General features: G+C 69.9%; 19 protein-coding genes. 12 read left to right on the top strand and 7 right to left on the bottom strand.

Annotation, left to right across the window (positions count from 1 at the left end; all coding sequences use genetic code 11):
* Nucleotides 1-2 precede the first annotated feature (2 nt).
* Genes HGB51_RS18690 through HGB51_RS18675 form a run of 4 tightly spaced genes read left to right on the top strand, consistent with a single transcriptional unit; the run spans nt 3 to nt 5,969 of the window.
* On the top strand, nt 3-887 hold the full coding sequence (locus HGB51_RS18690) for a DUF58 domain-containing protein (RefSeq protein ID WP_070207690.1): 885 nt from the start codon (nt 3-5) through the stop codon (nt 885-887).
* Nucleotides 884-2,014 carry a BatA domain-containing protein gene (locus HGB51_RS18685; protein WP_070207691.1) on the top strand — a complete coding sequence of 377 codons (1,131 nt, stop codon included), beginning with the start codon at nt 884-886 and terminating at the stop codon, nt 2,012-2,014. The genes HGB51_RS18690 and HGB51_RS18685 overlap by 4 nt, the downstream gene beginning before the upstream one ends.
* On the top strand, nt 2,011-4,167 hold the full coding sequence (locus tag HGB51_RS18680; protein ID WP_070207692.1) for a hypothetical protein: 2,157 nt from the start codon (nt 2,011-2,013) through the stop codon (nt 4,165-4,167). Before HGB51_RS18685 ends, HGB51_RS18680 begins: the two co-directional genes overlap by 4 nt.
* Nucleotides 4,164-5,969: a hypothetical protein gene (locus HGB51_RS18675; protein WP_070207693.1), complete on the top strand. Its 1,806-nt coding sequence runs from the start codon at nt 4,164-4,166 to the stop codon at nt 5,967-5,969. Before HGB51_RS18680 ends, HGB51_RS18675 begins: the two co-directional genes overlap by 4 nt.
* Before the next feature lie 79 nt (nt 5,970-6,048).
* Here HGB51_RS18675 and HGB51_RS18670 read toward each other — a convergent pair whose 3' ends face one another.
* Entirely contained in the window at nt 6,049-6,507 is a 459-nt protein-coding gene (locus tag HGB51_RS18670) for a hypothetical protein (protein ID WP_070207694.1), read from the bottom strand.
* A gap of 157 nt (nt 6,508-6,664) precedes the next feature.
* Between HGB51_RS18670 and HGB51_RS18665 the strand changes: the two genes are divergently transcribed.
* The 3 genes from HGB51_RS18665 to HGB51_RS18655 all read left to right on the top strand — a co-directional run bounded on the left by HGB51_RS18665 (nt 6,665) and on the right by HGB51_RS18655 (nt 10,638).
* Nucleotides 6,665-9,145 carry a DEAD/DEAH box helicase gene (locus HGB51_RS18665; protein WP_070207695.1) on the top strand — a complete coding sequence of 827 codons (2,481 nt, stop codon included), beginning with the start codon at nt 6,665-6,667 and terminating at the stop codon, nt 9,143-9,145.
* Nucleotides 9,142-10,224 (top strand): ribonuclease H-like domain-containing protein, encoded by a 1,083-nt coding sequence (locus HGB51_RS18660; protein WP_070207696.1) that lies wholly within the window; start codon nt 9,142-9,144, stop codon nt 10,222-10,224. Before HGB51_RS18665 ends, HGB51_RS18660 begins: the two co-directional genes overlap by 4 nt.
* 78 nt (nt 10,225-10,302) lie before the next feature.
* On the top strand, nt 10,303-10,638 hold the full coding sequence (locus tag HGB51_RS18655) for an I78 family peptidase inhibitor (protein WP_070207697.1): 336 nt from the start codon (nt 10,303-10,305) through the stop codon (nt 10,636-10,638).
* Nucleotides 10,639-10,679: 41 nt separating this feature from the next.
* Here HGB51_RS18655 and HGB51_RS18650 read toward each other — a convergent pair whose 3' ends face one another.
* The 3 genes from HGB51_RS18650 to HGB51_RS18640 all read right to left on the bottom strand — a co-directional run bounded on the left by HGB51_RS18650 (nt 10,680) and on the right by HGB51_RS18640 (nt 14,189).
* A complete protein-coding gene (locus HGB51_RS18650; protein ID WP_070207698.1) occupies nt 10,680-12,611 on the bottom strand; it encodes a M56 family metallopeptidase in 1,932 nt (643 codons plus the stop codon).
* A gap of 3 nt (nt 12,612-12,614) precedes the next feature.
* Nucleotides 12,615-13,001: a BlaI/MecI/CopY family transcriptional regulator gene (locus HGB51_RS18645; protein ID WP_070207699.1), complete on the bottom strand. Its 387-nt coding sequence runs from the start codon at nt 12,999-13,001 to the stop codon at nt 12,615-12,617.
* A gap of 90 nt (nt 13,002-13,091) precedes the next feature.
* Nucleotides 13,092-14,189 (bottom strand): SDR family oxidoreductase, encoded by a 1,098-nt coding sequence (locus HGB51_RS18640; RefSeq protein ID WP_070207700.1) that lies wholly within the window; start codon nt 14,187-14,189, stop codon nt 13,092-13,094.
* A 175-nt stretch (nt 14,190-14,364) separates the two neighbouring features.
* Between HGB51_RS18640 and HGB51_RS18635 the strand changes: the two genes are divergently transcribed.
* Nucleotides 14,365-14,709, top strand: coding sequence for a hypothetical protein (locus tag HGB51_RS18635; RefSeq protein WP_070207701.1), 345 nt, complete (start codon nt 14,365-14,367; stop codon nt 14,707-14,709).
* A 61-nt stretch (nt 14,710-14,770) separates the two neighbouring features.
* On the opposite strand, the gene HGB51_RS18630 is transcribed toward HGB51_RS18635, so the two are convergent.
* Nucleotides 14,771-15,850 (bottom strand): DNA topoisomerase IB, encoded by a 1,080-nt coding sequence (locus HGB51_RS18630; protein ID WP_070207702.1) that lies wholly within the window; start codon nt 15,848-15,850, stop codon nt 14,771-14,773.
* A gap of 135 nt (nt 15,851-15,985) precedes the next feature.
* Between HGB51_RS18630 and HGB51_RS18625 the strand changes: the two genes are divergently transcribed.
* From HGB51_RS18625 to HGB51_RS18610, 4 genes are all read left to right on the top strand, one after another.
* Nucleotides 15,986-16,402 (top strand): I78 family peptidase inhibitor, encoded by a 417-nt coding sequence (locus HGB51_RS18625; RefSeq protein ID WP_070207703.1) that lies wholly within the window; start codon nt 15,986-15,988, stop codon nt 16,400-16,402.
* 153 nt (nt 16,403-16,555) lie between these two features.
* Nucleotides 16,556-21,010, top strand: coding sequence for a glutamate synthase large subunit (gene gltB / locus HGB51_RS18620; RefSeq protein WP_070207704.1), 4,455 nt, complete (start codon nt 16,556-16,558; stop codon nt 21,008-21,010).
* 60 nt (nt 21,011-21,070) lie between these two features.
* A complete protein-coding gene (locus tag HGB51_RS18615; RefSeq protein WP_070207705.1) occupies nt 21,071-22,516 on the top strand; it encodes an FAD-dependent oxidoreductase in 1,446 nt (481 codons plus the stop codon).
* 92 nt (nt 22,517-22,608) lie between these two features.
* Nucleotides 22,609-23,478 (top strand): methylglyoxal synthase, encoded by an 870-nt coding sequence (locus HGB51_RS18610; RefSeq protein ID WP_070207706.1) that lies wholly within the window; start codon nt 22,609-22,611, stop codon nt 23,476-23,478.
* Here the strand turns inward: HGB51_RS18610 and HGB51_RS18605 are convergent.
* Both HGB51_RS18605 and HGB51_RS18600 read right to left on the bottom strand, forming a co-directional pair.
* Nucleotides 23,420-24,007: a hypothetical protein gene (locus tag HGB51_RS18605; RefSeq protein WP_141739116.1), complete on the bottom strand. Its 588-nt coding sequence runs from the start codon at nt 24,005-24,007 to the stop codon at nt 23,420-23,422. The genes HGB51_RS18610 and HGB51_RS18605 overlap by 59 nt on opposite strands.
* A 106-nt stretch (nt 24,008-24,113) precedes the next feature.
* Complete coding sequence (locus tag HGB51_RS18600) at nt 24,114-24,896, bottom strand: YgjP family zinc-dependent metalloprotease (protein WP_070207708.1); 783 nt, start codon at nt 24,894-24,896, stop codon at nt 24,114-24,116.
* Between the last annotated feature and the right edge of the window lie 84 nt (nt 24,897-24,980).

Below are 24,980 nucleotides of genomic sequence, written 5' to 3'. Positions count from 1 at the left end.
GCATGCACGCTCCGATCGCCATTCCCGCCGATGTGCGCAGCCGCCTGAAGGCACTGCGCCTGTTGCCGCGGCGTGCCGTGGGCGCCCAGAGCATCGGGCAACATGCCAGCCGCAGTCGCGGCGCCGGGCTGGAGTTCGCGCAGTACCGCGCGTACGAGCCCGGCGACGAGCTGCGCCAGATCGACTGGAAGCTGTACGCGCGTTCGGACCGCTTCTTCGTGCGCGAATCCGAGCGCGAAAGCCCGGTCACGATCTGGATCCTGCTCGACGCCACTGCATCGGCCGGCCAGTGCGACCGCGCACGCCCGGCTGTATCCCGGCTCGACCACGCCAGCGCGGTCGCAGCCTGCATCATCGAACTGGCGTTGCAGCAGGGCGACCGCTTAGGGCTGATTGCCATCAGTGGCGAGGGCGTGCAGCTGGTACCGGCCGGCAGCGGTGCGCGCCAACGCGACCGCATCCATCTGCTGTTGCACCGCCTGCGTGCGCACGGCGCCTGGCCGGCCTCGGACGCGTTGCGACCGGTATGGGAGCGGGTCCAGGCCAACGACATGCTCATTGCGCTGGGCGATGGCTTCGACGAAGCCGGCACCGTGCTGCTGGAACGGCTGGCCGCCGCGCGCCGCGATGTGGCGCAGCTGCAGATCCTCACCGCTGACGAGCGCGACTTCCCGTTCCAGGACGGCCACCGTTTCCGCGACCCGGAAACCGGTGAAGAGCTGCTCGGCGATGGCCGTGCGATCCGCGACGACTACCTGGCACGCTTCGCCGAAGCCCAGCGCCTGCTGCAGTCGCGCCTTCAGCGCGGCGGCATCGCACATGTGGTCACCCATACCGACCAGCCGCTGGATGCGCCGCTGCGCGCGCTCGCCGGGGTTGGCCGATGAGTCTTTCGCTGCTGTTCCCGATGGGGCTGCTGGCGCTGGCGGCACTGCTGGTGCCGTTGCTGATCCACCTGGCGCGCCGCCATCACTACGCACCGCTGGAGTTCGCCGCGCTGCGCTGGCTGCGCGCCAAGGCGCGTCCGCGCCAGCGGATACGGTTCGACGAATGGCCGCTGCTGCTGGTGCGCCTGTTGCTGCTGGCGGCCCTGGCGCTGCTGCTGGCACGGCCGCTGCTGCATGGCGCGCCGGTACAGGCGCCGCCGTGGCTGGTGGTTGCACCGGGGCTGGCCCCGGTGACGGTGCCCGAAGGCAGCGAAGGCCGCTGGCTGGCGCCGGGGTTCCCGCCGTTGCAGGAGACCGCACCGGGCACCACGCAGCCGCTGGCCAGCCTGCTGCGTGAGCTGGACCAACAGCTGCCGAGCGGCACCGCGTTGACCGTTTACGTGCCCGACCCGATGCCCGGCCTGGATGGCGAGCGGCCCCGGCTGTCGCGCACGGTCGAATGGCGGCCCGTGCCCGCGCCGGTCAATGCAACTACCGGCGACACTGCGCAACGCCTGCGCGTCAGCGGCGCCGCATCCGGGACAGACGATGCACAGACGCTGCGCGTGCTCGACGCCGTGCAGCGCGCGTGGAACGCGCAACCGCTGTCCGCACCGCTCGAAGGGGACGCGGTGCCCGCCAATGGCGAGATCGGCGTGTGGCGGTCCGACGCGCCGCTGTCCGACGCATGGCGCACGTGGGTGGAAGCGGGCAACAGTGTGCTCGCGCTGTCCGCGACTGCCGTAGCCGACAAGGGCACGCCCATCCTGACGGACAGCGAGGGCAAGCCCGCCCTCGTCCGTCACGCACTCGGTCGCGGCCAGGTGCTGCGCTTCACTGCCGCATTGACCCCCGACGCCTTGCCCATCCTGCGCGACCCCGCATTCCCGCGCCGTCTGCTGGAACAGCTGCACCCCGCAGTCGCCCCCCGGATCGCACCCGCCGCCACGCAGCGCCCGTTGACCGGCACCGCCGCGCCCCTCGTACAACCGCGTGATTTGAGCTCGTGGCTGCTGATCGCCATCGTCTGCCTGTTCGCGCTGGAACGCTGGATGGCCACGTCACGCCGTCGCGGAGCGGGCGCATGAGTCCGCTGCAGCAGGCGTGGCAGCGCGCGCGTCGTCGCCAGTGGCTGGCCGTTGCGGCCGTGCTGCTGCCGCTGGCGCTGGCCGTGACCGCCGTGGCGGTGCGCCTGGCGGGCATCAGCATGGGTTCGGTGGTGCTGCTGGTCACCCTGTTGCTGGTCGTGGGCACCGCCACCTGGCGCGCGCGTCGGCTCGACCGGCAGTGGCTGGTGCGCCGGCTGGATGCGGACCCGGTAGCGCAGGACAGTGCCGACCTGTTGTTCGCCGACACCGCAACGCTCAACCCGTTGCAGCAGCTGCAACGCGACCGCATCAGCCGCACCCTGCACGGCGCCATGCCCGACCTTCGCACGAAGTGGCCGCGCCGCTGGCTGGTGGCGTCGTGGTTGGGTGGCCTGCTCGTCACGGTGCTGGCGGTGGGCTGGCCCGCGCCGGGCGCACCGCTGCCGGTGCTGCCAGGCACCGCCGCGCCCGAGGCCAGCGTCGCGCTGCCGCCGCGCCTGCAGTCCGCGCGCCTGCAGATCCGTGCCCCGACGTACACCGGGCAGGCCGCGCGCACCCAGACCGCGCTGGACGCCAAGGTGGTGCAGGGCAGCGCGCTGGACTGGTCCTTGCGCTTCACCGCGCAGCCCAGCACGGCGGCCCTGCAACTGCACGACGGCACCCGCATCGCGCTGCGCCGCGACGGCGAAGCGTGGGTGGCGCAGTGGAACGCCAGTCGCCCGACCCTGTACCGCATCGTCACCGAGCCCGCGTTGAGCGCTCCGCGCCTGTATCGCCTGGACGTGGTGCCTGACCGGCCGCCGAGCGTGCGCGTCATCGCGCCGGACCGCACCCTGGTGCTGGCCACGCCCGGCCAGCGCCAGTGGACCCTGCAGTTCGAAGCCAGCGACGACTTCGGCGTGGCCGCCAACGCCGAGCTGGCGCTGACCCTGGCCCAGGGCAGCGGCGAGAACATCACCTTCCGCGAACAGCGCATCGCGCTGACCGGCACCGGCCCGGCCACGCAGCGCCGTTTCGCACGCACGCTGGACCTGGCGGCGCTGGGTGCAGGTCCCGGCAATGATGTGATCGCGCAGCTGCACGTGCGCGACAACCACACTCCCACGCCGCAGACCGCACAGAGCACCAGCCTGATCCTGCGCCTGCCCAGCGAAGAACAGGTGCTGGGCGCGGACCTGGAAGGCATGGTCAAGAAAACCCTGCCGGCGTACTTCCGCAGCCAGCGCCAGATCATCATCGACGCCGAAGCGTTGATCAAACAACGTGGAAATCTGTCTGCGGAGGAGTTCGTGAAACGCAGCGATGCCATCGGCGTGGACCAGCGCATCCTGCGCCTGCGCTATGGCCAGTTCCTCGGCGAGGAAAGCGAGGGCGCGCCCAAGGCGCCGCCGACCAGCGACAGCCTGCCGACCAGCGATACCACCGCCGCCGACCACGACGACGATCACGCGCACGCGCCCGCCACCGCGCAGGACAGCCACGACGATCACGACCATGGCGCGTCGAAGGCCGACGCTGCACCCGTCTTCGGCGCGGCCACCGACGTGCTCTCCGAGTACGGCCATACCCACGACCACGCCGAGGCGGCCACGCTGCTCGATCCGGAAACCCGCGCGATCCTGAAGGCCGCGCTGGACCAGATGTGGTCGTCAGAAGGCGAGCTGCGCCAGGGGCGTCCCGAGCGCGCCCTGCCGTTCGCCAACAAGGCGCTGGAGTTCATCAAGAAGGTGCAGCAAGCCGAGCGCATCTACCTGGCGCGGGTCGGGCCGGAGTTGCCGCCCATCGACGAGGGGCGCCGCATGGGCGGCGACCGCGCCGACCTCGGCAGCCGCACGCTGGCGATCAGTCCGGTCGCCGCACCGGACCCGGCCATCGTCGCGGTCTGGCAGCAGCTGGCCGACACCGGCAACGCGCCGGACCTGGATGTGCTCAGCCACTGGCTGGGCCGCAACGAGCGGCGCCTGGCCGATCCGCTGAGCCTGGCCGCCGCCATCGAAGAACTGCGCATCCAGCCAGACTGCGTGGCCTGCCGCAGCACGCTGCGCGCGCAGCTGTGGCGCGCCCTGCTGCGGCCGTTGCCGCAGGTGGAGCGCAGGGCCGCACCGGACCCGATGGCGCAGCGGTACCTTGACGCGCTGGAGGCCACCCGATGAGCACGGCACTGTGGGTCGCGATCGCGCTGGCCATCATCGTCATCCTGGGCACGCTGCGCCTCGCGGCGCCCGGCTCTGCGCGCCCGCTCCATCGCACAGCACTGATCGCGCTGCAGGCACTCGCCGCGCTGCTCCTGTACTTCACGCTGCTGCCGCCACAGCGCAGCGTGGACGCCGGCCAGCTCACCGTGCTGACCGGCAACGCCGCACTCGCGGGTAGCCTGCCGCCGAGCGCAGCACTGATCGCCCTGCCCGAGGCCCCACCCACCGCAGGCGCCACCCGCGTCCCGGACCTCGCCACCGCCCTGCGCCAGCACCCCGGCAGCACCGCGCTGGTGCTGGTCGGCGATGGCCTGGCCGCACGCGACCGCGATACCGCCCTGCCCGCGCGCACCACGCTGCAGGCCGCGCCTGCGCCGACCAGCTGGGTGGCACTGCAGCCACCGGCCACCACCGCGCCGGGAAGCCTTTTCCAGGTCAGTGCCCGCGCCAATGGCGTCGCCAACGCGCGCGCCGAGCTGCTCGACCCGGCCGGCGTGGTGGTCGACCGCGCCCCGCTCGATGCGCAGGGACAGGTGCGCCTGCAAGGCACTGCGCGCGCCGCCGGCCGCAGCGAGTTCACCCTGCGCCTGCTCGACGCCCAGCAACACGCCGTGGACACCGTTCCGGTACCGCTGCAGACCCTTGCCGCCCCCGCACCACGCCTGCTGGTCATCGCCGGCGCACCGGGCCCGGAGCTGAAGTACCTGCGACGCTGGGCCACCGACACCGGGCTGGAGGTGCAGGCGCAGTCCAGCGCCGGAGGCGGCGTCATGCTCGGCGACGCCCCGGTCGCCCTCACCGCCGCACGCCTGGCTGCCACGGACGTGCTGGTCCTCGACGAACGCAGCCTGGCCTCGCTCGGCGCGGCGCAACGCAGTGTGGTTACGCAGGCACTGCGCGCCGGGCTGGGCGTAGTGGTCCGCACTACCGGCCCGCTCAACGACACCACCCGCCAGGCCCTGCGCAGCTGGGGACTGCCGGCAAGCGGTGGCACCCGTGCCGTACCGCTGGTGTTGGCTGCCGATCCGGAAGCTGCGCTGCTGCAGGCCCGTCGCGGTCCGCAGCGCCCGGCCAGCGAACGCACCGCCTACACCGACGAGGCCGACACTGCTTCGCACAGCGCGGCACCGCCCGCACTGGAACGATTCGAGGTGGACCTGCCCGGCAGCGACGCCCTGCTGCACGATGCCAAGGGCGCAGCCATTGGCGGCTGGCGCAGCGTCGGTCGCGGCCGCATCGCGCTGTTGCCGGTCACCGACAGCTACCGGCTGGTGCTGTCAGGCCGCGACGATCGCCATGCCGAACTGTGGTCCGACGTGCTCGCCCAGGTGGCCCGCGCGTTGCCCGGCGCACCGGCGATGCGCCTGCCCACCACGCCGTGGTCCGGCGAGCGCGTGACCCTGTGCGATGTACCGGATACCACCCAGGTTCGCGACCCCGCAGGCCACAGCGTCGCCCTGCAGGTCGACCCCGCCACCGGCACCCAGCGCTGCGCCGGCTACTGGCCGCAGCAGCCGGGCTGGCACCAGCTGCAGCACGGCAAGATTGCGCAGTCCTTCTACGTATTCGATCCCGCTTCGGCCCAGCCACTGCACCGCCAGCAACTGCGCGACGCCACCGCACAGCGCCTGACCGAAACCCGCAGCACCGTCGCAACTACGTCCGACAAGACACCCGGCCCACGCGGGCCCTGGCTGCTCGCCTTCATCGCAGTCGCCGGACTGCTGTGGTACCTCGAACGAAAGCGCGGAAACGCGTAGCGACTCGCCACGCGTGTCCCAAGCCATGCCTGCCACCACGCAGGACACGCATGGCGAGTCCCTACGCGTTACGCGACCGTCAATCTCCCACCGCAGCGCCACACCCCTGCTCCGCCTCACAAACCTGCAACGCCCTTCGCTGCTGGTCCGCATCCAGACCCGGCGGCGGACGGGCAACGGCGGGTTGGATCTGGTCTGGCGCGCGGGTCAGGGTGTGCAGCCCCTGCGAGGTCTTGGCGATGGCGTAATAGATGCCCATCATCACGTAGCCGCCGCGCATGCCCACTTCCTGCAGCGACGGCGGCTCCCGCCAGGCACGGTTGAACGCATTGGGCGCAGGCTCTACCGGATTCTTGAAGCGATACAGGTCCACGGGCACCTCTTCATCCGGCTTGAGCGCACGGACTTCGCCGAGCGTGGTGACCTGGTCGTTGGCGCGTTCGGGCGGCTGCGCCCTGCCCTCCTGTCCCTGCGCCGCGCCCACCAGCAGCGCGCCCGCCAGCAGCGTGGTTCCCCGCACTCCCTTGCCGTGTGCCATGCGTCCTGTCCTGTGACCAGCATCGTCGGCGGAGCATACGCAGCACCTCCTTCAGATTTCGTTGGGCACTGAACCGTTCACCGGTTCGCGCCGCCGTGTCTCAGTCACTGAGACCGCTTTGTGTTTCCATGGCGTCCTTTGCAGACCGTTGTTTCCCATGGCTTACGAACTCGCCAAGCGCACCGAAGACGCCGAACGGCGCCTTGCGACCACCGACGGGCTGCCCTCGCGCAACGGCGCGCTGCTCACCGAGCGGCTGCAGCGGCGCTACTCCGACCGCATCACCGGCAGCTTCACCATTTCCGGCCGCGAGGGAAGCTACGCCCCGATCCCGGCCGATGTGCCGGCGGCGTTGACCGCCGCCCTGAAGGCGCGTGGCATCGAACAGCTGTACAGCCACCAGGCCGAAGCCTGGGACGCCACCCAGCGCGGCGAGCACGTGGCCATCGTCACCCCCACCGCCAGCGGCAAGTCGCTGTGCTACACCCTGCCGGTGGTCAGTGCCGCCATGCAGGGCAAGGCCAAGGCGCTGTACCTGTTCCCGACCAAGGCGCTGGCCCAGGACCAGGTGGCCGAGCTGCTCGAGCTCAACCGCGCCGGCGACCTGGGGGTGAAGGCCTTCACCTTCGACGGCGACACCCCCGGCGACGCCCGCCAGGCGATCCGCCTGCACGGCGACATCGTGGTCTCCAACCCGGACATGCTGCACCAGGCGATCCTGCCGCATCACACCAAGTGGGCGCAGTTCTTCGAGAACCTGCGCTACGTGGTGATCGACGAAGTGCACACCTACCGCGGCGTGTTCGGCAGCCATGTCACCAACGTGCTGCGCCGGCTCAAGCGGATCTGCGCGTTCTACGGCGTGGAACCGCAGTTCATCCTGTGCTCGGCCACCATCGGCAACCCGCAGGCGCATGCCGAAGCGCTGATCGAAGCGCCGGTGACCGCCGTCACCGAATCCGGCGCGCCGACCGGGCCCAAGCACGTGCTGCTGTGGAACCCGCCGGTGGTGAACGCCGACCTGGGGCTGCGTGCTTCGGCACGCTCGCAGAGCAACCGCATCGCGCGCATCGCGATCAAGTCGGGGCTGAAGACGCTGATCTTCGCGCAGAGCCGGTTGATGGTCGAAGTGCTCACCAAGTACCTGAAGGACATCTTCGACCACGACCCGCGCAAGCCGGCGCGCATCCGCGCCTACCGGGGTGGCTACCTGCCCACCGAGCGCCGCGAAACCGAACGCGCCATGCGCGCCGGCAGCATCGACGGCATCGTCAGCACCTCGGCGCTGGAGCTCGGCGTGGATATCGGCAGCCTGGACGTGGTGGTGCTCAATGGCTATCCCGGCAGCGTGGCCGCCACCTGGCAGCGCTTCGGCCGCGCCGGCCGCCGCCAGCAGCCGGCCCTGGGCGTGCTGGTGGCCAGCTCGCAGCCGCTGGACCAGTACGTGGTGCGCCACCCGGACTTCTTCGCCGACGCCTCGCCCGAGCACGCACGCATTGCGCCGGACCAGCCACTGATCCTGTTCGACCACATCCGCTGCGCGGCGTTCGAGCTGCCGTTCCTGGCCGGCGACCCGTTCGGGCCGATCGATCCGCTGGTGTTCCTCGAAGCCCTGGCCGAAACCGAAGTGGTGCATCGTGAAGGCGACCGCTGGGAGTGGATCGCCGACAGCTACCCGGCCAACGCGGTGAGCCTGCGTTCGGTGGCCGACGGCAACTTCGTGGTGGTCGACCGCAGCGACGGCAAGCAGCAGATCATCGCCGAGGTGGACTACTCCGCCGCCGCGCTCACCCTGTATGAAGGCGCCATCCACATGGTGCAGTCCACGCCCTACCAGGTGGAGCGACTGGACTGGGAAGGCCGCAAGGCCTATGTCACCCGCACCCACGTGGACTACTACACCGACAGCATCGACTTCACCAAGCTCAAGGTGCTGGACCGTTTCGACGGCTGCATGGCCGGGCGCGGCGACGCGCACCATGGCGAAGTGCACGTGGTGCGGCGCGTGGCCGGTTACAAGAAGATCCGCTACTACACCCATGAAAACATCGGCTACGGCCCGGTCAACCTGCCCGACCAGGAGCTGCATACCACCGCAGTGTGGTGGCAGTTGCCGCAGGCGCTGCTGCTGACCGCATTCGATTCCAAGCAGGAAGCGCTGGATGGTTTCCTTGGCGCGGCCTATGCGCTGCATATCGTCGCCACCGTGGCGGTGATGGCCGACGCACGCGACCTGCAGAAGGCGGTGGGCAATGGCGACGGCGCGTGGTTTGCGGTGGCCGACCAGAGCGGGCGCGGGCAGCTGCGTGGCGCCGAGTTCGACGCCAGCGCGATCGAGCTGCAGCAACAGTTCGTACCCACCGTGTACCTGTACGACAACTTCCCCGGCGGCGTGGGCCTGAGCGAACCGCTGTGGCTGCGCCAGGCCGAACTGCTGCAGCGCGCGCAGGAACTGGTGCAGCGCTGCGACTGCAAGGCTGGCTGCCCGGCCTGCGTGGGCCCGGTGCTGGCCGGCCAGGAAGAAGACGCCACCACGCCGAAGGCGCTGGCGCTGAAGGTGCTGGCGCTGTTCGACGAACACGCGCTGCCCAGCGCCGCCGAGCGCGAGCGGATCGATGCCGACGTGGTGCCGTTTTGAGCCTGAGCCTGGACAAGCTGCGGCTGCTGCGCCGGCAGGCGGGCGATGCCACGCCACGCCCGGCTGCAGACAGCGTTGCACCCGCGGCACAGGCGGCAGGCCATGCGGCCGTGCCTGAAGCGTCGGCGCCGGTGGTGCCCGCAGCGGCCAACGATGCCCACGCACGACGGGCGGCACCGGACTCGGTGTTCGACTGGGTCGACAAGGAAATCCGGCACAAGCCGACCGGGGAACGGGCGCCCGCCGCGCCGCCCGCAGTAGCGCTGCGCAAGCCCGAAGTGGGCGGCCTGCACCGCCTGCTGGGCCTGCGCGATCGGGGTGCGGCCGCCACGCGACCGCGCGCGGACGCACAGGACCGCCGTGTACCCGGCGAGGAGATCGCGCCCGGGCTGTTCCTGATCGAATCGTTCCTGCCCCGCGCCATTCCCACCCTGCCGCTGTCGCTGGCCTTCGCCAAACGCGACGGCGAACAGGTGCGGCCGCAGGACCTGTTGTTCTTCGATACCGAGACCACCGGCCTGGCCGGGGGCACCGGCACCCGCGCCTTCATGATCGGCGCGGCCGACTGGCATCGCGATGCCGCGCGCGGCGAGGGCCTGCGCATCCGCCAGCTGCTGATGACCACCATGGCCGCCGAAACCGCGATGCTGCGGGAATTCGCCGGCTGGCTGCAGCCCAGCACCGTGTTCTCCAGCTACAACGGCCGCTGCTACGACGCACCGCTGCTGAAGACCCGCTACCGCCTGGCCCGCCAGCGCTGCCCGATCACCCCGCTGGACCATGTGGACCTGCTGTTCCCCACCCGCCGCCGTTACCGGGGCACCTGGGAGAACTGCCGGCTGGCCACCATCGAACGGCAGCTGCTGCAGGTGATCCGCGAGGACGACCTGCCGGGCTCGGAAGCGCCGGCTGCGTGGTTGAACTACCTGCGCGGCGGCAGCGCGGTGAACCTGCGCCGGGTGGCCGAACACAACCACCAGGACGTGGTGACCCTGTCGCTGCTCATGCTGCGGCTGGTGGCCGAGGAGCAGCGCGACCGGGAAACGCTGGAACTGTCAGCGACAGATCCGCAGGCATGACCTCGTATTCACCTTGTTGACGCGCCGTGCAGCCGGGCCGGTGCAAGCTGGCCCCACATCCCTGCCAAGGAGTACGCGATGCGCCTGCCCATGTTGCTGTTGATCAGCTGTGCCCTGCCGCTCTCGGCGTGCAGCAGCCCGCCGCCGAAGAACACCGAAGAGCCGCCGCAGGCGGTGGTGGATCCGATCCCGACCGGCATGGGGAACGGCACGAAGTGCAATCCCGAGGCGTTGAAGGGGTTGGAAGGCCAGGTGGCCTCGCAGGCGCTGGTGGACAAGACGGTCAAGGCCGCCGGTGCCAAGCATGCCCGCGTGGTGAAGCCGGGCATGGCGGTGACCATGGATTTCCGCGAAGACCGCCTCACCATCCAGGTGGACGAGAACAACAAGATCACCAGCATCGGTTGCAATTGAGCCCGTAGAGCCACGCAGGGCGTGGCTCTACCTCACCCGGGCTAATTCACCCGCTTTGCGGTGCCGTTGGCCAAGGCCAGGTCGATGGCCGAGCGCACATCGCGTGCGACCTTGGCCGAGGCCACGCTCTGGCGTTGCGCCAACGCTTCCTGCTGGCGTGCCAGACCCTGCTGCTGGCGGGCCAGTTCGGCCTGCTGGCGGGCGGCCTGCTCGGTCTGCTGCTGTCGGGACGTGTCGTTGCGAAGCTGCTCGGCCTTCTCGCGGGCACGTTCGGAGGCGCGGCGTGCCGCCAGCGCTCGGGTGGCGTCAGTGCTGCCCTGGTGCGCGGCTTGGTTGGCCATTTCCGCCGCATCCATCTGCATGGCCTCACGGCTGGCGTCCAGCGCCTCGCGGCTGGCCTGCAGCGAGATGGCGGCCATGCGCTCGCCCAGGCGACCCTGTTGTTCGCCCAACCGCCCCTGCTGCTCGCCCAGGGCGCCCTGTGCGCGGCCCAGGTCGGCGATTTCCTTCTGCGACTGGCTGAGCGACCGGATCAGGGCCTGGTCACGGATCACATAGCGGTCAGTGCCACGGCGCACCCACAGCACCGGCTCGCCACTCGGTGCGTCGCGCTGCGACTGCGTGAGGTCGGCCATCGAGGCGTCGACGAAGTTGTCCTTGCCCATGCGCAGCACGTACGCCTGTGACGGCTGGTGCGACAGGTCCAACCGGCCGTGGGTGACCATCGTAGTACTGGAGCTGGAGCTGTTGATGCTGACATGGTCGGGATGCGGCGGCGGCGCCGGGGCGTCTGGCGCACGCGGTGCAGCAGGCACCGCAGGCGCATGGGGCGCAGCAGCCGGGCGCGGCGCGGGGGCCGGCTTCGGCGCGGCCACGGCCGGCGGTGCGGGCGGTGCAGCGGGAAGTGCCGGTGCAGCCGGAACCGCAGGTGCGGCCAACGCAGGCGGTGCCGGCGGCGGCGGCGGAACCGCGGCGACCAGTCGCAGCGGCGCTACGCCCACCAGCACGAACAGCGCGGTCACGCCCACCGACACCACGCGCGGCAACGAGCCGGTCTGCTGCAGGGTGAGCAGGCGACGCTTGAGGCTGCGGAAGTTCGGCGAGGCGCTGGCCACGCCAACCGCCGGGCGCGGGGCCACGCCCAGCTGCACCAGCAGGCGGCCGTAGTCGTGACGGCAGTGCCCGTGGCCTGCAACCACGGCGCTGTCGCAGGCTTCCTCGCGGGCCAGTGCGTATTCGCGCGCGGCCAGGTGCACCAGCGGATGGAAGAACAGCAGGTGCTGGGCCAGCGAAGGCAGCAGGCCCCACCACAGGTCGCGGCGTTGCAGGTGCACCAGCTCGTGGGTCAGCGCCATGTCCAGGTCGTCTGCGGCCATCGCCGGCAGCTCACGCGCAGGCAGCAGCAGCACCGGGTTCCACGGACCGATCAACTGCGGCGACGTGATCTGCGCGGAGATCTTCAGCTGCGGCGCGCGCGCCAGGCCGTGTGCTTCGGCGGCCAGCTGCAGCGCCTGCTGCAGGCCCGCGTCGGTGCAGGGGGCGGCACTGCGCACCAGTGCGCGGCTCTGGCGGTAGGCGCGCAGGCTGTGCAGCAGCATCACCAGCACGCCGGCGGCCCACAGCGCGAATAGCGCGGTCTGCCAACTGGGCACGGGCGACGTCGCGGCGACGAAGGGTGCAGGGTCGGTCGCGACCGCGGCACCATTCAACTCAAGCTGTACGGGCAACAGCGGTGCTTCGACCAGCGTTGCCGTTTCGATACCGGGCGCCGGCAGCACCGCCAGTTCCAGCGGGCTGCTCCACACCAGGCCGAGTACGGCCTGCACGGCGACCAGCCACCACAACCGGCAACGGGTGGCGGCCGGCAGGCGCGGCAGCAGGCGGCACACGCCCCACACCAGCGCCACCAGCACTGCGCTCTGCACGCTGGTCCAGGCCAGCCGGGTCAGCAGTTCCATCATCTGGGTCTCCATGGCTCAGCCCTCCCGCTTGCGCGACTGGAGCTGGGCGACCAGCGCTTCGAGTTCGGCCAGCTCGGTATCGCTGACCTCGGCCTTGTGCGACATGAAGGCCACGAAGGGGGAGACCGAACCCTGCAGGGTCTTCTCCACGAAGCTGGCGACCGCACCCTGGACCACGCTGTCCTGTTCGCCGGTGGCCGAGTAGCGGTACACGCCCTCGACCTGCTGGCGCTGCAGGTAAGCCTTGCCGCGCAGGCGTTCCATCATGGTCAGCACGGTGGAACGGGCCAGGCCACGCTCCTCGCCGAAGCCGGCCGCCACCTCGCCCACGCTGGCGCTGTTCTGTTCTGCTACGTACTGCAGCAGGGCCAGTTCCTGGTCCCCGATCGTCTTGCCGCGCATGACACTCTCCGATGACTACACGTGTCGTCACCGTGCCAGTGACTACAGTTGTCGTCAAGTGTCGGACGCTGGGAGCCGACGAACGGTCAATTACCCGTGGGGACCACCCATTACCGGCAGGATGACGCCGCTGATGTAACTGGCGGTCACCGGCGAGGCCAGGAACACGTACGCCGGCGACAGCTCTTCCGGCTGCGCGGCACGACCCATGTCGCTGTTCTTGCCGAACTCGGCCACGTCCGGCGCCTGCTTGTCGGCCGGGTTTAGCGGGGTCCACACCGGGCCCGGTGCCACGGCGTTGACCCGGATGCCACGCGGCAGCAGCTGGCTGGCCAGCGCCTTGGTGAAGGCGTGGATGGCGCCCTTGGTCGACGAGTAATCGATCAGCGCCTTGCTGCCGAACAGGCCGGTTTCCGACCCGGTATTGATGATGCAGTCGCCTTCCTCCAGGTGCGGCAACACCGCGCGCGCCATCTGGATGTAGCCACCGATGTTGGTCTGCAGCGTCTCCTGCAGGTGCGCGTCTTCCAGGTCTTCCAGGCGTTCGCAGTGCAGCTGGAACGCGGCGTTGTTGACCAGGATGTCGATGCCGCCGAACACCTTGGCCACCTGCTTGACCGCCCGGTTGCAGAACTTCGGATCGCGCACGTCGCCGGCAATGACCAGGCACCGCGTGCCTTCGGCTTCCACGTGCTGGCGGGTGACCTCGGCGTCCTCTTTCTCATCCAGGTGCAGCACCGCCACGTCGGCGCCTTCGCGCGCGAACAGCACGGCCACGGCGCGACCGATGCCGGAGTCGCCGCCGGTGATGATGGCGCGCCTGCCCTGCAGCTTGCCGCTGCCGACGTAGTCCGGCGCGAGGAATCGTGGGGCGAGATCGAGCGCATGCTCGTTGCCGGGCTTGGCGATGCTCTGGCCCGGCATGGTTTCAGGCTGCTTGCGCGTGCCTGCCTGGGTGGCTTTCTTCGCCGTCTTTTTTGTGGCCTTTTTGGCAGCGCGCGCGTCCTTGGCCTTTTCCTGGTCCTGCAGGCGGCGCTGGCGGGCCGCCACGCGCGCCGCGCGCGGATCGGCGGCGGCCGCCTTGCGGGTGGCGGTCTTCACCACCGGGGTGCGTTCGCGGGCGGGCTTCGCGTCGCTGGCGATGGGCTTGGAGGCAGCGCGTTTACGGGTCTTCTTGGCGGTGGCCATGGGGAACTCCTTCAACTCTGTTGCCGTGCCGGGAGGGGGTAGCAGGGCCAAGGCAGTGTCTCCAACACGCCGGCCGCATACGGTGAATGACATGTCGGCGTGCCGTGACCGGCTTCATCCGCCGCATACGCCTGCGGCGGCATCGTTAACGCCAGAATCCCGCTGGAGCCACCCCATGTTGCGTCCCTTGTTTGCCGTTGCCGCACTCACCGCCCTGACCGCCTGCAGCAGCACGCCGATGGCGCAGGTCCAGCCGATCGACGGCGTCATCTCCGGCCAGTGCCATATCGACAAGGTGCGCGGCGCGGTCGGGTTGGCCGCCTCGGCCGCCACCGTGGAGCGCGCCCGCGTGGACAGCGACAGCCTGCAGGTGGTGGTGGTGCGCGGACAGCGCATGGAAAGCGGCGCGACCGCCAGTGGCGCTGCCAATACGACGCCGGCCGGTGCGGAGAGTGGCGGTGAGCGGCTGACCATTGAGACTGGGCGGACCAACAACATTACGGCGATCTTCTGCGGGTAATGGTTGTGTTGGCAGGCCGCTGCGTCAGCGCGCGGCCTGCCCAGACACGCATGGCGTGTCTCTACGCGGGTTTGGTGTTTTTCGCGGGTTTGGCTTTTTTCACTGCCTTGCGTGCGGTGCGCAGGAAGCGGAGTGTGGCCTGTTCCCATTGGCGCTCGCCGCGCAGGCCGGCCAGCTTCACCAGGGCGCCGTCGCGCCAGCCGTCGAATACGCTGGGGTCGATGTAGGCCTTGCGGCATACCGCCGGGGTATTGCCCAGGCGGGCCGCCACTTCGCACACCACCTGTTTCTGCAGCGCGGCCAGCGCGCGCTCGCTGGGCGCTTCGGGTAGCGCGGTCGCGGCGAACTGGCGCAGTGCGGCCATGGTGCCGCCCCAGGTGCGGAAGTCCTTGGCACTGAAGTCCGCGCCCATCGCATCGCGCAGGTAAGCGTTGACCTGGCCGGAGTCCACCGGCTGCACGGTGCCGTCGTCGTCGCGGTACTGGAACAGCGCCTGCCCCGGCAACTGCTGGCACCCCTTGATCAGCTTCGCCAGCTGCTTGTCATCGATCTCCACCTCCTGCTGCTGGCCGGATTTGCCGCGGAAGCGCATGCGCGCGCGACCGCCCTTGACCATCTCCAGGTGGCGGTTGCGCAGCGTGGTCAACCCGTAGGAACGGTTGTCGCGCGCGTACTCGGGGTTGCCCACCCGCACCAGGGTTTCGGCCAACAGCGCGACCACGATGGCCAGCACCTTGTCCTGCGGATAACCCGGCAGCTTGAGGTCGCGACGCAGGCGCCGGCGCAGGGTCGGCAGCGCCTGGCCGAAGGCGATCACCCGGTCGAACTTGCCGTCGCCGCGGACCCGCGCCCAGTCCGGGTGGTAGCGGTACTGCTTGCGCCGGCGCGCGTCGCGCCCGGTCGCCTGCAGGTGGCCGTTGGCCGAGGCGCAGATCCACACCTCGGTGTAGGCCGGTGGAATCGCCAGCGCGCGGATCCGGGCCAGCGTGGCGGCGTCGCGCACCGCGTGGCCATCGGCATCGCGGTAACTGAAACCCTTGCCCGCCTTGCGCCGGGCGATGCCGGGCTGCTCGTCGCTGACGTAACGCAGGCCGGCGTCGCGGGCAGCGGCGGCTTCGGGGGTGGCAAGGCGTGCGGGCATGATGGCAGCGGCAGGGACGGGCCTGCAGTGTGGTCGGCGCACCTGCGGCACCGCGTCAATAACGCAACACAAACACCTCACGCCGTTCTTGACGATATGCTCACCGCCTTACTGGTTACCCCTTCAGGAGTCTCGATGTCGTCCTTGTCGTTCCGCCGCGCGCTTCCCTCCATCGGTCCCAGGCTGCTGGGTGCCGTCCTGCTCCCCACCGTGCTGCTGCTGGGTGCCTGCAAGGCGCCGCCCATGGACGAACAGGACGCCGCCGGCGCGCACGCACAGAAGGCGGCTGAAGAAGCGGCTGCTCCCGCCGATGCCACCGCCGGCAAGGCTACCGAAGCGCCGCCGGTTGGCAACTGCGACGCCGAACAGGTGCAGAGCCTGGTCGGCCAGGCCTACACCGACGAGATCGGTGGACAGGCGCAGCAGGATTCCGGCGCCAAGGAGCTGCGCGTGCTCAAGCCGACCGACATGACCACCATGGAGTTCGTCGGCGAACGCCTGAACATCGAAGTCGACGAAAAGGGCGTGGTCAGCGGCGTGCGCTGCGGCTGAATTGGCGGGTTTTCAACGGGTTTGGTTGCAGCCGCAACCGTGTATTGCGGCGTTGCAACAACTGTGATCTAGTCGAAGCATCCGGTGCCTCCCGATGCGCTCAACGGAGTGAGCGGGGACGAGTGTCGCCGCTCACCCGACTTTGAGGCAGAGATGGCCCCCCGCAACCGCCAAGGGCTTTACGACCCGCAAGACGAACGCGACGCCTGTGGTTTCGGCATGGTCGCGCAACTGGACGACCAGCCGTCACGGCTGCTGGTCGACACCGCCATCGCCGCGCTGTCGCGCATGACCCATCGCGGTGGCGTCGCGGCCGACGGCATCACCGGTGACGGCTGCGGCCTGCTGCTGCGTCGTCCGGACGCCTTCCTGAAAGCACTGGCTGCCGAAGCCGGCATCACCCTTGGCGCGCACCCTGCCGCCGGCGTGGTGTTCCTGCCACACGACGCCAGCGCCGCCCAGGCCTGCCGCGCCACCTTGGAACAGGAACTGCGCGACGCCGGCTGCCAGCCGCTCGGCTGGCGCGTGGTGCCGACCGACCCGAGCGTGTGCGGCCAGCTCGCACGCGACACCCTGCCGCAGATCGAACAGCTGTTCGTCGACGCCGGCCCCGGCCAGGACGAAGCGGCCTTCACCCTGGCCTTGTTCCTGGCCCGCCGCCGCAGCGAACAGCAGCTGCGCGAGCACGCCGACTACTACGTCACCACGCTCAGCCCGACCTCGATCAGCTACAAGGGCATGGTGCTGCCGGACAAGCTGAGCCGGTTCTACCCGGACCTGCAGCGCAGCGACCTGGCCTCCAGCGCGATCGTGTTCCACCAGCGCTTCTCCACCAACACCCTGCCGCGCTGGCCGCTGGCGCACCCGTTCCGCATGCTCGCCCACAACGGCGAGATCAACACCATCGAAGGCAACCGTCGCTGGGCGCAGGCGCGCAGCAAGGTGTGGAAGACCCCGCGCTTCGACATCGCGCAATTCGACCCGGTGATCTCCATGCACGGCTCGGATTCGCAGAGCCTGGACAACATGCTGGAGCTGATGGTCAGTGCCGGCATGGACCTGATCCAGGCGCTGCGCATCCTGGTGCCGCCGGCAACGCAGTCGCTGGAGTTCAAGGACGCCGACCTGGCCGCGTTCTACGAGTTCTACGGGCTCAACAGCGAGCCGTGGGACGGCCCGGCCGGCATCGTCGCCTGCGACGGCCGCTATGCCGCCTGCACCCTGGACCGCAACGGGCTGCGCCCGGCGCGCTGGATGCTCACCTCCGACCGCCACTTCCTGGTCGCCTCCGAAGCAGGCGTGTGGGAAGTGCCGGCCGAACGCGTGGTGCGCAAGGGCAAGCTTGGTCCGGGCGAGATGATGGCCATCGACCTCAAGCGTGGCGACCTGCTCGATTCGGACGCCATCGACCGCATCAACCGCGGCCGCGCGCCGTACAAGCAGTGGCTGCAGCAGGGCGTGACCTACCTGCAGACCGAGCTGATCGACCCCTCGCTGGTCGAAGAGCCGTTCGACGAACGCACCCTGCGCAGTTACCACAAGCTGTTCCAGCTCAGCACCGAGGAAGTGGAGCAGATCCTGCGCCCACTGGCCGAGACCGAGCAGGAAGCCACCGGCTCGATGGGCGACGACACCCCGATGGCGGTGCTCAGCCAGCACAGCCGCCCGCTCTACGACTACTTCCGCCAGGCCTTCGCGCAGGTCACCAACCCGCCGATCGACCCGCTGCGGGAAGACTGCGTGATGTCGCTCACCACCCAGCTCGGCAAGGAGACCAACATCTTCCACGCCGGCGCCGAGACGGTGAACCACGTCATCCTCAACTCGCCGGTGCTCAGCCAGCGCAAACTGCGCCAGCTGATCAAGATGCCGCAGTACGCGGACCGCAACCGCCTGATCGACCTGTCCTACAGCCTGGACGAAGGGCTCAAGGCCGGCATCGAGCGGATCTGCGCCGAAGCCGAGGCGGCCGCCCGCGAAGGCATCGTCATGCTGCTGCTCAGCGACCGCTACCCGGTCGCCGACCGGCCGATGGTGCATGCGCTGCTGGCCACCAGCGCGGTGCACCACCACCTCTCCAACGCCGGCCTGCGCTGCGAGGTGAACCTGATCCTGGAAACCGGCTCCGCGCGCGACCCGCACCACATGGCCTGCCTGCTCGGTTTCGGTGCCACCGCGGTGTATCCGTACCTGGCCTACCAGACCCTGTTCGACCTCGGTCGGCGCGGCATCCTGCAGCTGAAGAAGGGCGGCGAGCAGTCGCAGATCGGCCGCAGCTACCGCAAGGGCATCTACAAGGGCCTGTCCAAGATCATCTCCAAGATGGGCATCTGTACCGTGGCGAGCTATCGCGGCGCGCAGCTGTTCGAGATCGTCGGCCTGGACGACGAGGTGGTGAACCTGTGCTTCCCGGACACCGCCTCGCGCGTGGCCGGGGTGGGCTTCGCCCGCCTGGACGACGAAGCGCGCGAGCTCACCGTGCGCGCCTGGAACGACCTGCTGCGCCCGGACGTGGGCGGCGTGCTCAAGTACGTGCACGGCGGCGAGTACCACATGTACAACCCGGACGTGGTCATGACCCTGCAGCGCGCCGCGCGCAGCGGCGATGCGGCCGACTGGCAACGCTACTGCGAGGCGGTGCACGGCCGCCCGGTGTCGGCACTGCGCGACCTGCTGCAGCTCAAGGCCGCACCCACGCCGACCCCGCTGAGTGAAGTGGCGCCGGCCGAAGACCTGTTCCGCCGCTTCGACACCGCCGCGATCAGCCTGGGCGCGCTCTCGCCCGAAGCGCACGAAGCGCTGGCCATCGCCATGAACAAGCTCGGCGGGCGCAGCAACTCCGGCGAAGGCGGCGAAGACCCGTTGCGCTACGGCACGAACAAGCGCAGCAAGATCAAGCAGGTGGCCTCGGGCCGCTTCGGCGTCACCGCCGAATACCTGGTCAATGCCGAAGTGCTGCAGATCAAGGTTGCCCAGGGCGCCAAGCCCGGCGAGGGCGGGCAGCTGCCCGGGCACAAGGTCAACGAGCTGATCGCGCGGCTGCGTTACGCCAAGCCGGGCATCGGCCTGATCTCGCCGCCGCCGCACCACGACATCTACTCCATCGAAGACCTCGCCCAGCTGATCTATGACCTCAAGCAGGTCAACCCGGACGCGCTGGTCTCGGTGAAGCTGGTCTCGCATGCCGGCGTAGGCACGATTGCCGCCGGCGTGGTCAAGGCCGGCGCCGACCTGATCACCGTGTCCGGCCATGACGGCGGCACCGGTGCCAGCCCGGTCAGCTCGATCCGCTATGCGGGCGTGCCGTGGGAGCTGGGCGTAGCCGAATCGCACCAGGCGCTGGTGGCCAACGACCTGCGCGGGCGCACCCTGCTGCAGACCGACGGCGGGTTGAAGACCGGCCTGGACGTGATCAAGGCGGCACTGCTGGGCGCGGACAGCTTCGGCTTCGGCACCGCGCCGATGATCGTGCTGGGCTGCAAGTACCTGCGCATCTGCCACCTCAACAACTGCGCCACCGGCGTGGCCACCCAGGACGAGCGCCTGCGCGCGCAGTACTTCACCGGCCTGCCCGAGCGCGTGGAGAACTTCTTCCGGCTGCTGGCCGAGGAAGTGCGTGGCTGGTTGTCGTACCTGGGCGTGCGCTCGCTGGACGAGATCGTTGGCCGCACCGACCTGCTGCAGCAGCTGGAGGTCGCGCCGCGCCCGGGCGTCAAGGTGGATCTGTCGCGCCTGCTCAACCCGGCGCAGTACGCCGGCAGCCACTGCGCCGCGCAGCGCCTGTACGAGTCACCGGACAGCCTGGCCACGCAGATGGACGGGCTGCTGGCCCCGGCCATTGCCGGCAAGCTCGGTGGCGAACACCGCTTCCTGATCCACAACACCGACCGCTCCATCGGCACCCGCCTGTCCGGCGCCATCGCCCGCGCGCATGGCAACCAGGGCATGAGCGATGCGCCGCTGACCCTGCGCTTCCGCGGCACGGCCGGGCAGAGCTTCGGCGCGTTCAACGTCGGCGGCCTGCAGCTGGAAGTGGAAGGCGAAGCCAACGACTACGTGGGCAAGGGCATGGCCGGCGGCCGCTTGGTGGTACGCCCGCCGCGCGGCGCGCGCTTCGAGGCGCGCAACACCGCAATCATCGGCAACACCTGCCTGTACGGCGCCACCGGCGGCGAGCTGTTCGCCGCAGGCCGTGCCGGCGAGCGCTTCGGCGTGCGCAACTCCGGCGCGCTGGCGGTGATCGAAGGCGCCGGCGACCACTGCTGCGAGTACATGACCGACGGCATCGTGCTGGTGCTGGGCAAGGTCGGCCTGAACTTCGGTGCCGGTTTCACCGGCGGCCTGGCCTACGTGCTGGATATCGACCGCGACTTCGTGGACCGCTACAACCACGAACTGATCGACATCCACCGCATCTCGGCCGAAGGCTTCGAGAACCATCGCCAGCACCTGCACACCCTGATCAGCCGCCACCGCGAACTCACCGGCAGCATCTGGGCCCAGCAGATCCTCGACGAGTTCCGCGACTACGTCGGCAAGTTCTGGCTGGTCAAACCCAAGGCCGCCAGCATCGAATCGCTCACCGAATCGTTGCGCCGCGCCGCGTAGCGACACGAACCCTGTAGTGCCGGCCGCCGGCCGGCAACACCCAAGAATCCAGAGCAAGCCATGAGCCGCAAGCAAGCCTTCCAGTTCCTCGACCTGCCCCGGACCATGCCGCAGCGCATCCCGGTGGAGCTGCGCACCTCCGGCGACTGGGGCGAGCTGTACGGCAAATTCGGCAAGGAAGACGCCCAGTACCAGGCCGGACGCTGCCTGGACTGCGGCAACCCGTACTGCAGCTGGAAGTGCCCGGTGCACAACGCCATTCCGCAGTGGCTGCAGCTGGTGCAGGAAAACCGCATCCACGAAGCCGCCACGCTGTGCCATTCCACCAACCCGCTGCCGGAAGTGTGCGGCCGGGTGTGCCCGCAGGACCGCCTGTGCGAAGGCAGCTGCACGCTGGAAGAGTTCGGCGCGGTCACCATCGGCGCGGTGGAGAAGTACATCGTCGACACCGCACTGGCCACCGGCTGGCGTCCGGACCTGGCGGCGGTGGAGAGCACCGGCAAGCGCGTGGCGGTGATCGGCGCTGGCCCGGCCGGACTGGCCTGTGCCGATCGCCTGGCGCATGCCGGCGTACAGGCGGTGGTGTACGACCGCTACGAACAGATCGGCGGCCTGCTGCAGTTCGGCATTCCCAGTTTCAAGCTGGACAAGTCGGTGATCAGCCGTCGCCGCAACGTGCTTGAAGGCATGGGCGTGCAGTTCCGGCTGGGCGTGGAGATCGGCCGCGACATCACCCTGGACACCCTGCTGGCCGACTACGACGCCGTGTTCGTCGGCACCGGCGCTTACCGCTATACGGACGGCGGGCTGCCCGGGCAGGACCTGAAGAACGTGCTGCCGGCACTGCCGTTCCTGGTGCAGAACAGCCGCATCGTCGGTGGCAGCGACGCGCACGGCCGTCCGATTGCCGGCTGGGAAGACACCCTCGCCCTGCCCGACCTGGAAGGCAAGCGCGTGGTGGTGCTGGGCGGCGGCGACACCGGCATGGACTGCGTGCGCAGCGCGGTACGGCTGGGCGCGGCACGGGTCACCTGTGCCTACCGTCGCGATGAAGCGAGCATGCCTGGCTCGGCGCGCGAAGTGGCCAATGCGCGCGAAGAAGGCGTGCGCTTCCTGTTCAACCGCCAGCCGTTGTCGATTGAAGCGGGTGCCGATGACGAAGCAATCGGCGTGACCGTGGTGGAGACGCACCTGGGCGAACCCGATGCGCGGGGCCGCCGCAACGCGGTGCCGATCGAGGGCAGCGAATCGCTGCTGGAAGCGGACGTGGTGATCATCGCGTTCGGGTTCTCGCCCACTGCACCGGAGTGGCTGACCGCCCAAGGCGTGGAAGCAGCCAGCAACGGCCGCATCCTGGCCGGTGGTAACGGGCGTCTGCCGTTCCAGACCGCGCATCCGAAGCTGTTCGCCGGTGGCGACGCAGTGCGCGGCGCGGACCTGGTGGTGACCGCGGTGGCGGAAGGGCGGGACGCGGCGGCGAGTATCGTGGCGTCGATCAGCGCGTAGTGACACGCCATGCGTGTCCCACGCGGCGCCCGATCTCAACCGGTAACCCAACGCGCCTAGAATGTCGCAATCCACCCCGCTGAAGGACTCCCATGCGCATCGGCCTGGCCGCCAACCGGCTGCATCACCATGACAGGCAGGCGGCGCTGTTCCGCTGGCTCGGCCCGTGCGAGGCCGGCCTGCGCGAGCTGGGTGTCGAACTGCACGCGGTAGGCCGCACCTTCGACGCGATCCAGCGCTTCGGCTTCCTCAAGGACCTGGAGGCACTGCGCCGCTATCCAAACGGCCGCGAGGGCGGTCTGATGAAGCTGGTAGCGGAGGTGGTCGGCATGGGCACCCCGGAACGCACCCTGGACGGGGCGATCTACCTGATGGACCCGGTCGATCCCTCCTCGGTGTTCCCCGAAGCCACCGCGCTCAAGCGCCAGTGCGTGATCCACGGCAAGCCCTTCATCTCGACCGTGGCCACCGCACGCGACTGGATCGAGGTGGAACGCCTCCACGCCGGGCTGGCACCCGATCGGGGCGCTGACGACCTCCACGCGTTCGAGCAGCACACCCTGGCCCTGATCGCGCACGACGCGATGAAGCCGGCCATGCTGGCGTTCGCCGACGAGCATTTCGACGTGTTGTCGCGCTTCCACAGCCGGGTCGGCACCGGCACCACCGGCCAGCGCCTCAACGAGCTGGCCTGGAGCCGCAGCTGGCCCAGCGACCAGGAATGGGTGACCCGCTACCAGAGCGGTCCGATGGGCGGCGACGCGCAGATTGCCGACCGGGTGCTGGAAGGCCGCTGCCAGCGCGCGATTTTCTTCGAGGACCCGCACGTGGCGCGCCAGCACGAGGCCGACATCCAGCTGCTCGAGCGCGCGGTGACCACCGTGACCGACCAGGCCGTGTGCATCACGGCACCACGGGTTGCGGCACGCTGGGCGCAGGCGGCCGCACTGCGCGTGCGCTGACCGCAGCGGGTCCATCCTCACGGCCCGGGCTGGCAAAGCCGTGCGCCCCCTGCCCGCGCCGCCACTCGCTGTCGCCAGTGCGACCGCCGGCACTGACGATGTAGCTGCCGCGCCAGTGGTCGTCGTTCTCGCGGCGGTCCATGCCATGCGTGGCGATGCTGCCCTGGCGGCGCGCGGTTTCGCGGAACAGCAGCCGGAAGCGCTTGCGGTGGAACACGCTGCCGTACAGCCCGCCGCTCACCTCCACGCGCGGGCGCTCGCGCTCGGGCAGCAGCCGCAGCGGCCCGAAGCCCAATCCGTCGCGGCACTGCACGCACTCGGCCACGCCTTCGACGCGCACTCCGCTCTGCGACAGCATCACCAGGTACACCGCTTCTGCGCGGCCCGGTTGGTCGGGTGCGTAACGGGTCAAGGTCCAGACACCGGAAATGTCCGGCACGCGCGCGCGCAACATCGCCGCGCCGCCGAGTAACGCAGCGGCCAGCACATTGGTGAGTACGTCGAAGGCAACCGAGGCCATGGATGACATGGGGCGCTCCCGAATAGCGGCAGAGGCCACCAGATTCGCGACCAGCGCAGCGCCAAACCATGCAACAACGCCGATACCCGGCGGTAGAGCCACGCCCTGCGTGGCTTTACAGCAGCTGCCGAAGCATCGCCTTCAAACGCCGCCCTTCCAGCTGGAAGTAATCCCGCTCCTCCCGCCACGCCGGGAACCGCTGCTCCACCTCGGCCCAGAACGCCGGCGAGTGGTTCGGCTGGATCAGATGGCAGAGCTCGTGCACCAGCACGTACTCGAACGCCGAAGGCCGGCCCAGTACCAGCGCCAGGTCCAGCGCCATGCTGCCGTCCGGGGCCAGCGATCCCCATTGCGACGACATCACCTTCAGCCGCAACCTGGCCGGCGCGCGCGGCAGGTTCGGCAGGTAACGCGGCAGCCACTGGCCGACATCGGCGCGGGTCTGCGCTTCGTAGAATTCGCGCAGCGTGCGGCGAACCGTGGCCTCGGTGCCACGCGCGGGCAGGTGCATGCAGGCACCGTCCGCATCGAGCTCCAGGTGCGCATAGCGGCCGGTGTCCCAACGCAGCGGCAACAGCTCCCCGCGCAATGGCAGCAGCCCCGGTTCGCCGATCACCAGCGGCGGCGGCAGGTTCGTGGCCTGGTAGTTGCGCAGCTGCGCGGACAACCAGTCACGGTGCTGCTGCAGGAAGCGTTCGCCCATCACCAGGCTGGCGCGCGGCGGCAGGGTCAGGCGCACGCCGCGTTCGTCCACGCTCAGCTTGATCCGGCGCGCGCGCGGATCGCGCACGCGCAGCACGTCGATCTCGGCGTCGTCCTCCAGCCGCAGGCGCACGGTGTCGCGCTGCAGGGTCGGGGCGGCGGCCGGGGAGATCAGGCGGCGGAGGAAGCCAGGCATGGGGATAGCATAGCGCCCGCGCTGGCGGGCGAAATGACTGGGGGATACGGAGTCGTAGAGCGGGGCTCTGCCCCGCTGTCCGGA

Origin of the sequence: Stenotrophomonas bentonitica, from assembly GCF_013185915.1 — a bacterium.
Taxonomy (GTDB): Bacteria; Pseudomonadota; Gammaproteobacteria; order Xanthomonadales; family Xanthomonadaceae; genus Stenotrophomonas; species Stenotrophomonas bentonitica.
The sequence above is the reverse complement of the archived record's forward strand: the minus strand, read 5'-3'. Positions and strand labels throughout refer to the sequence as shown.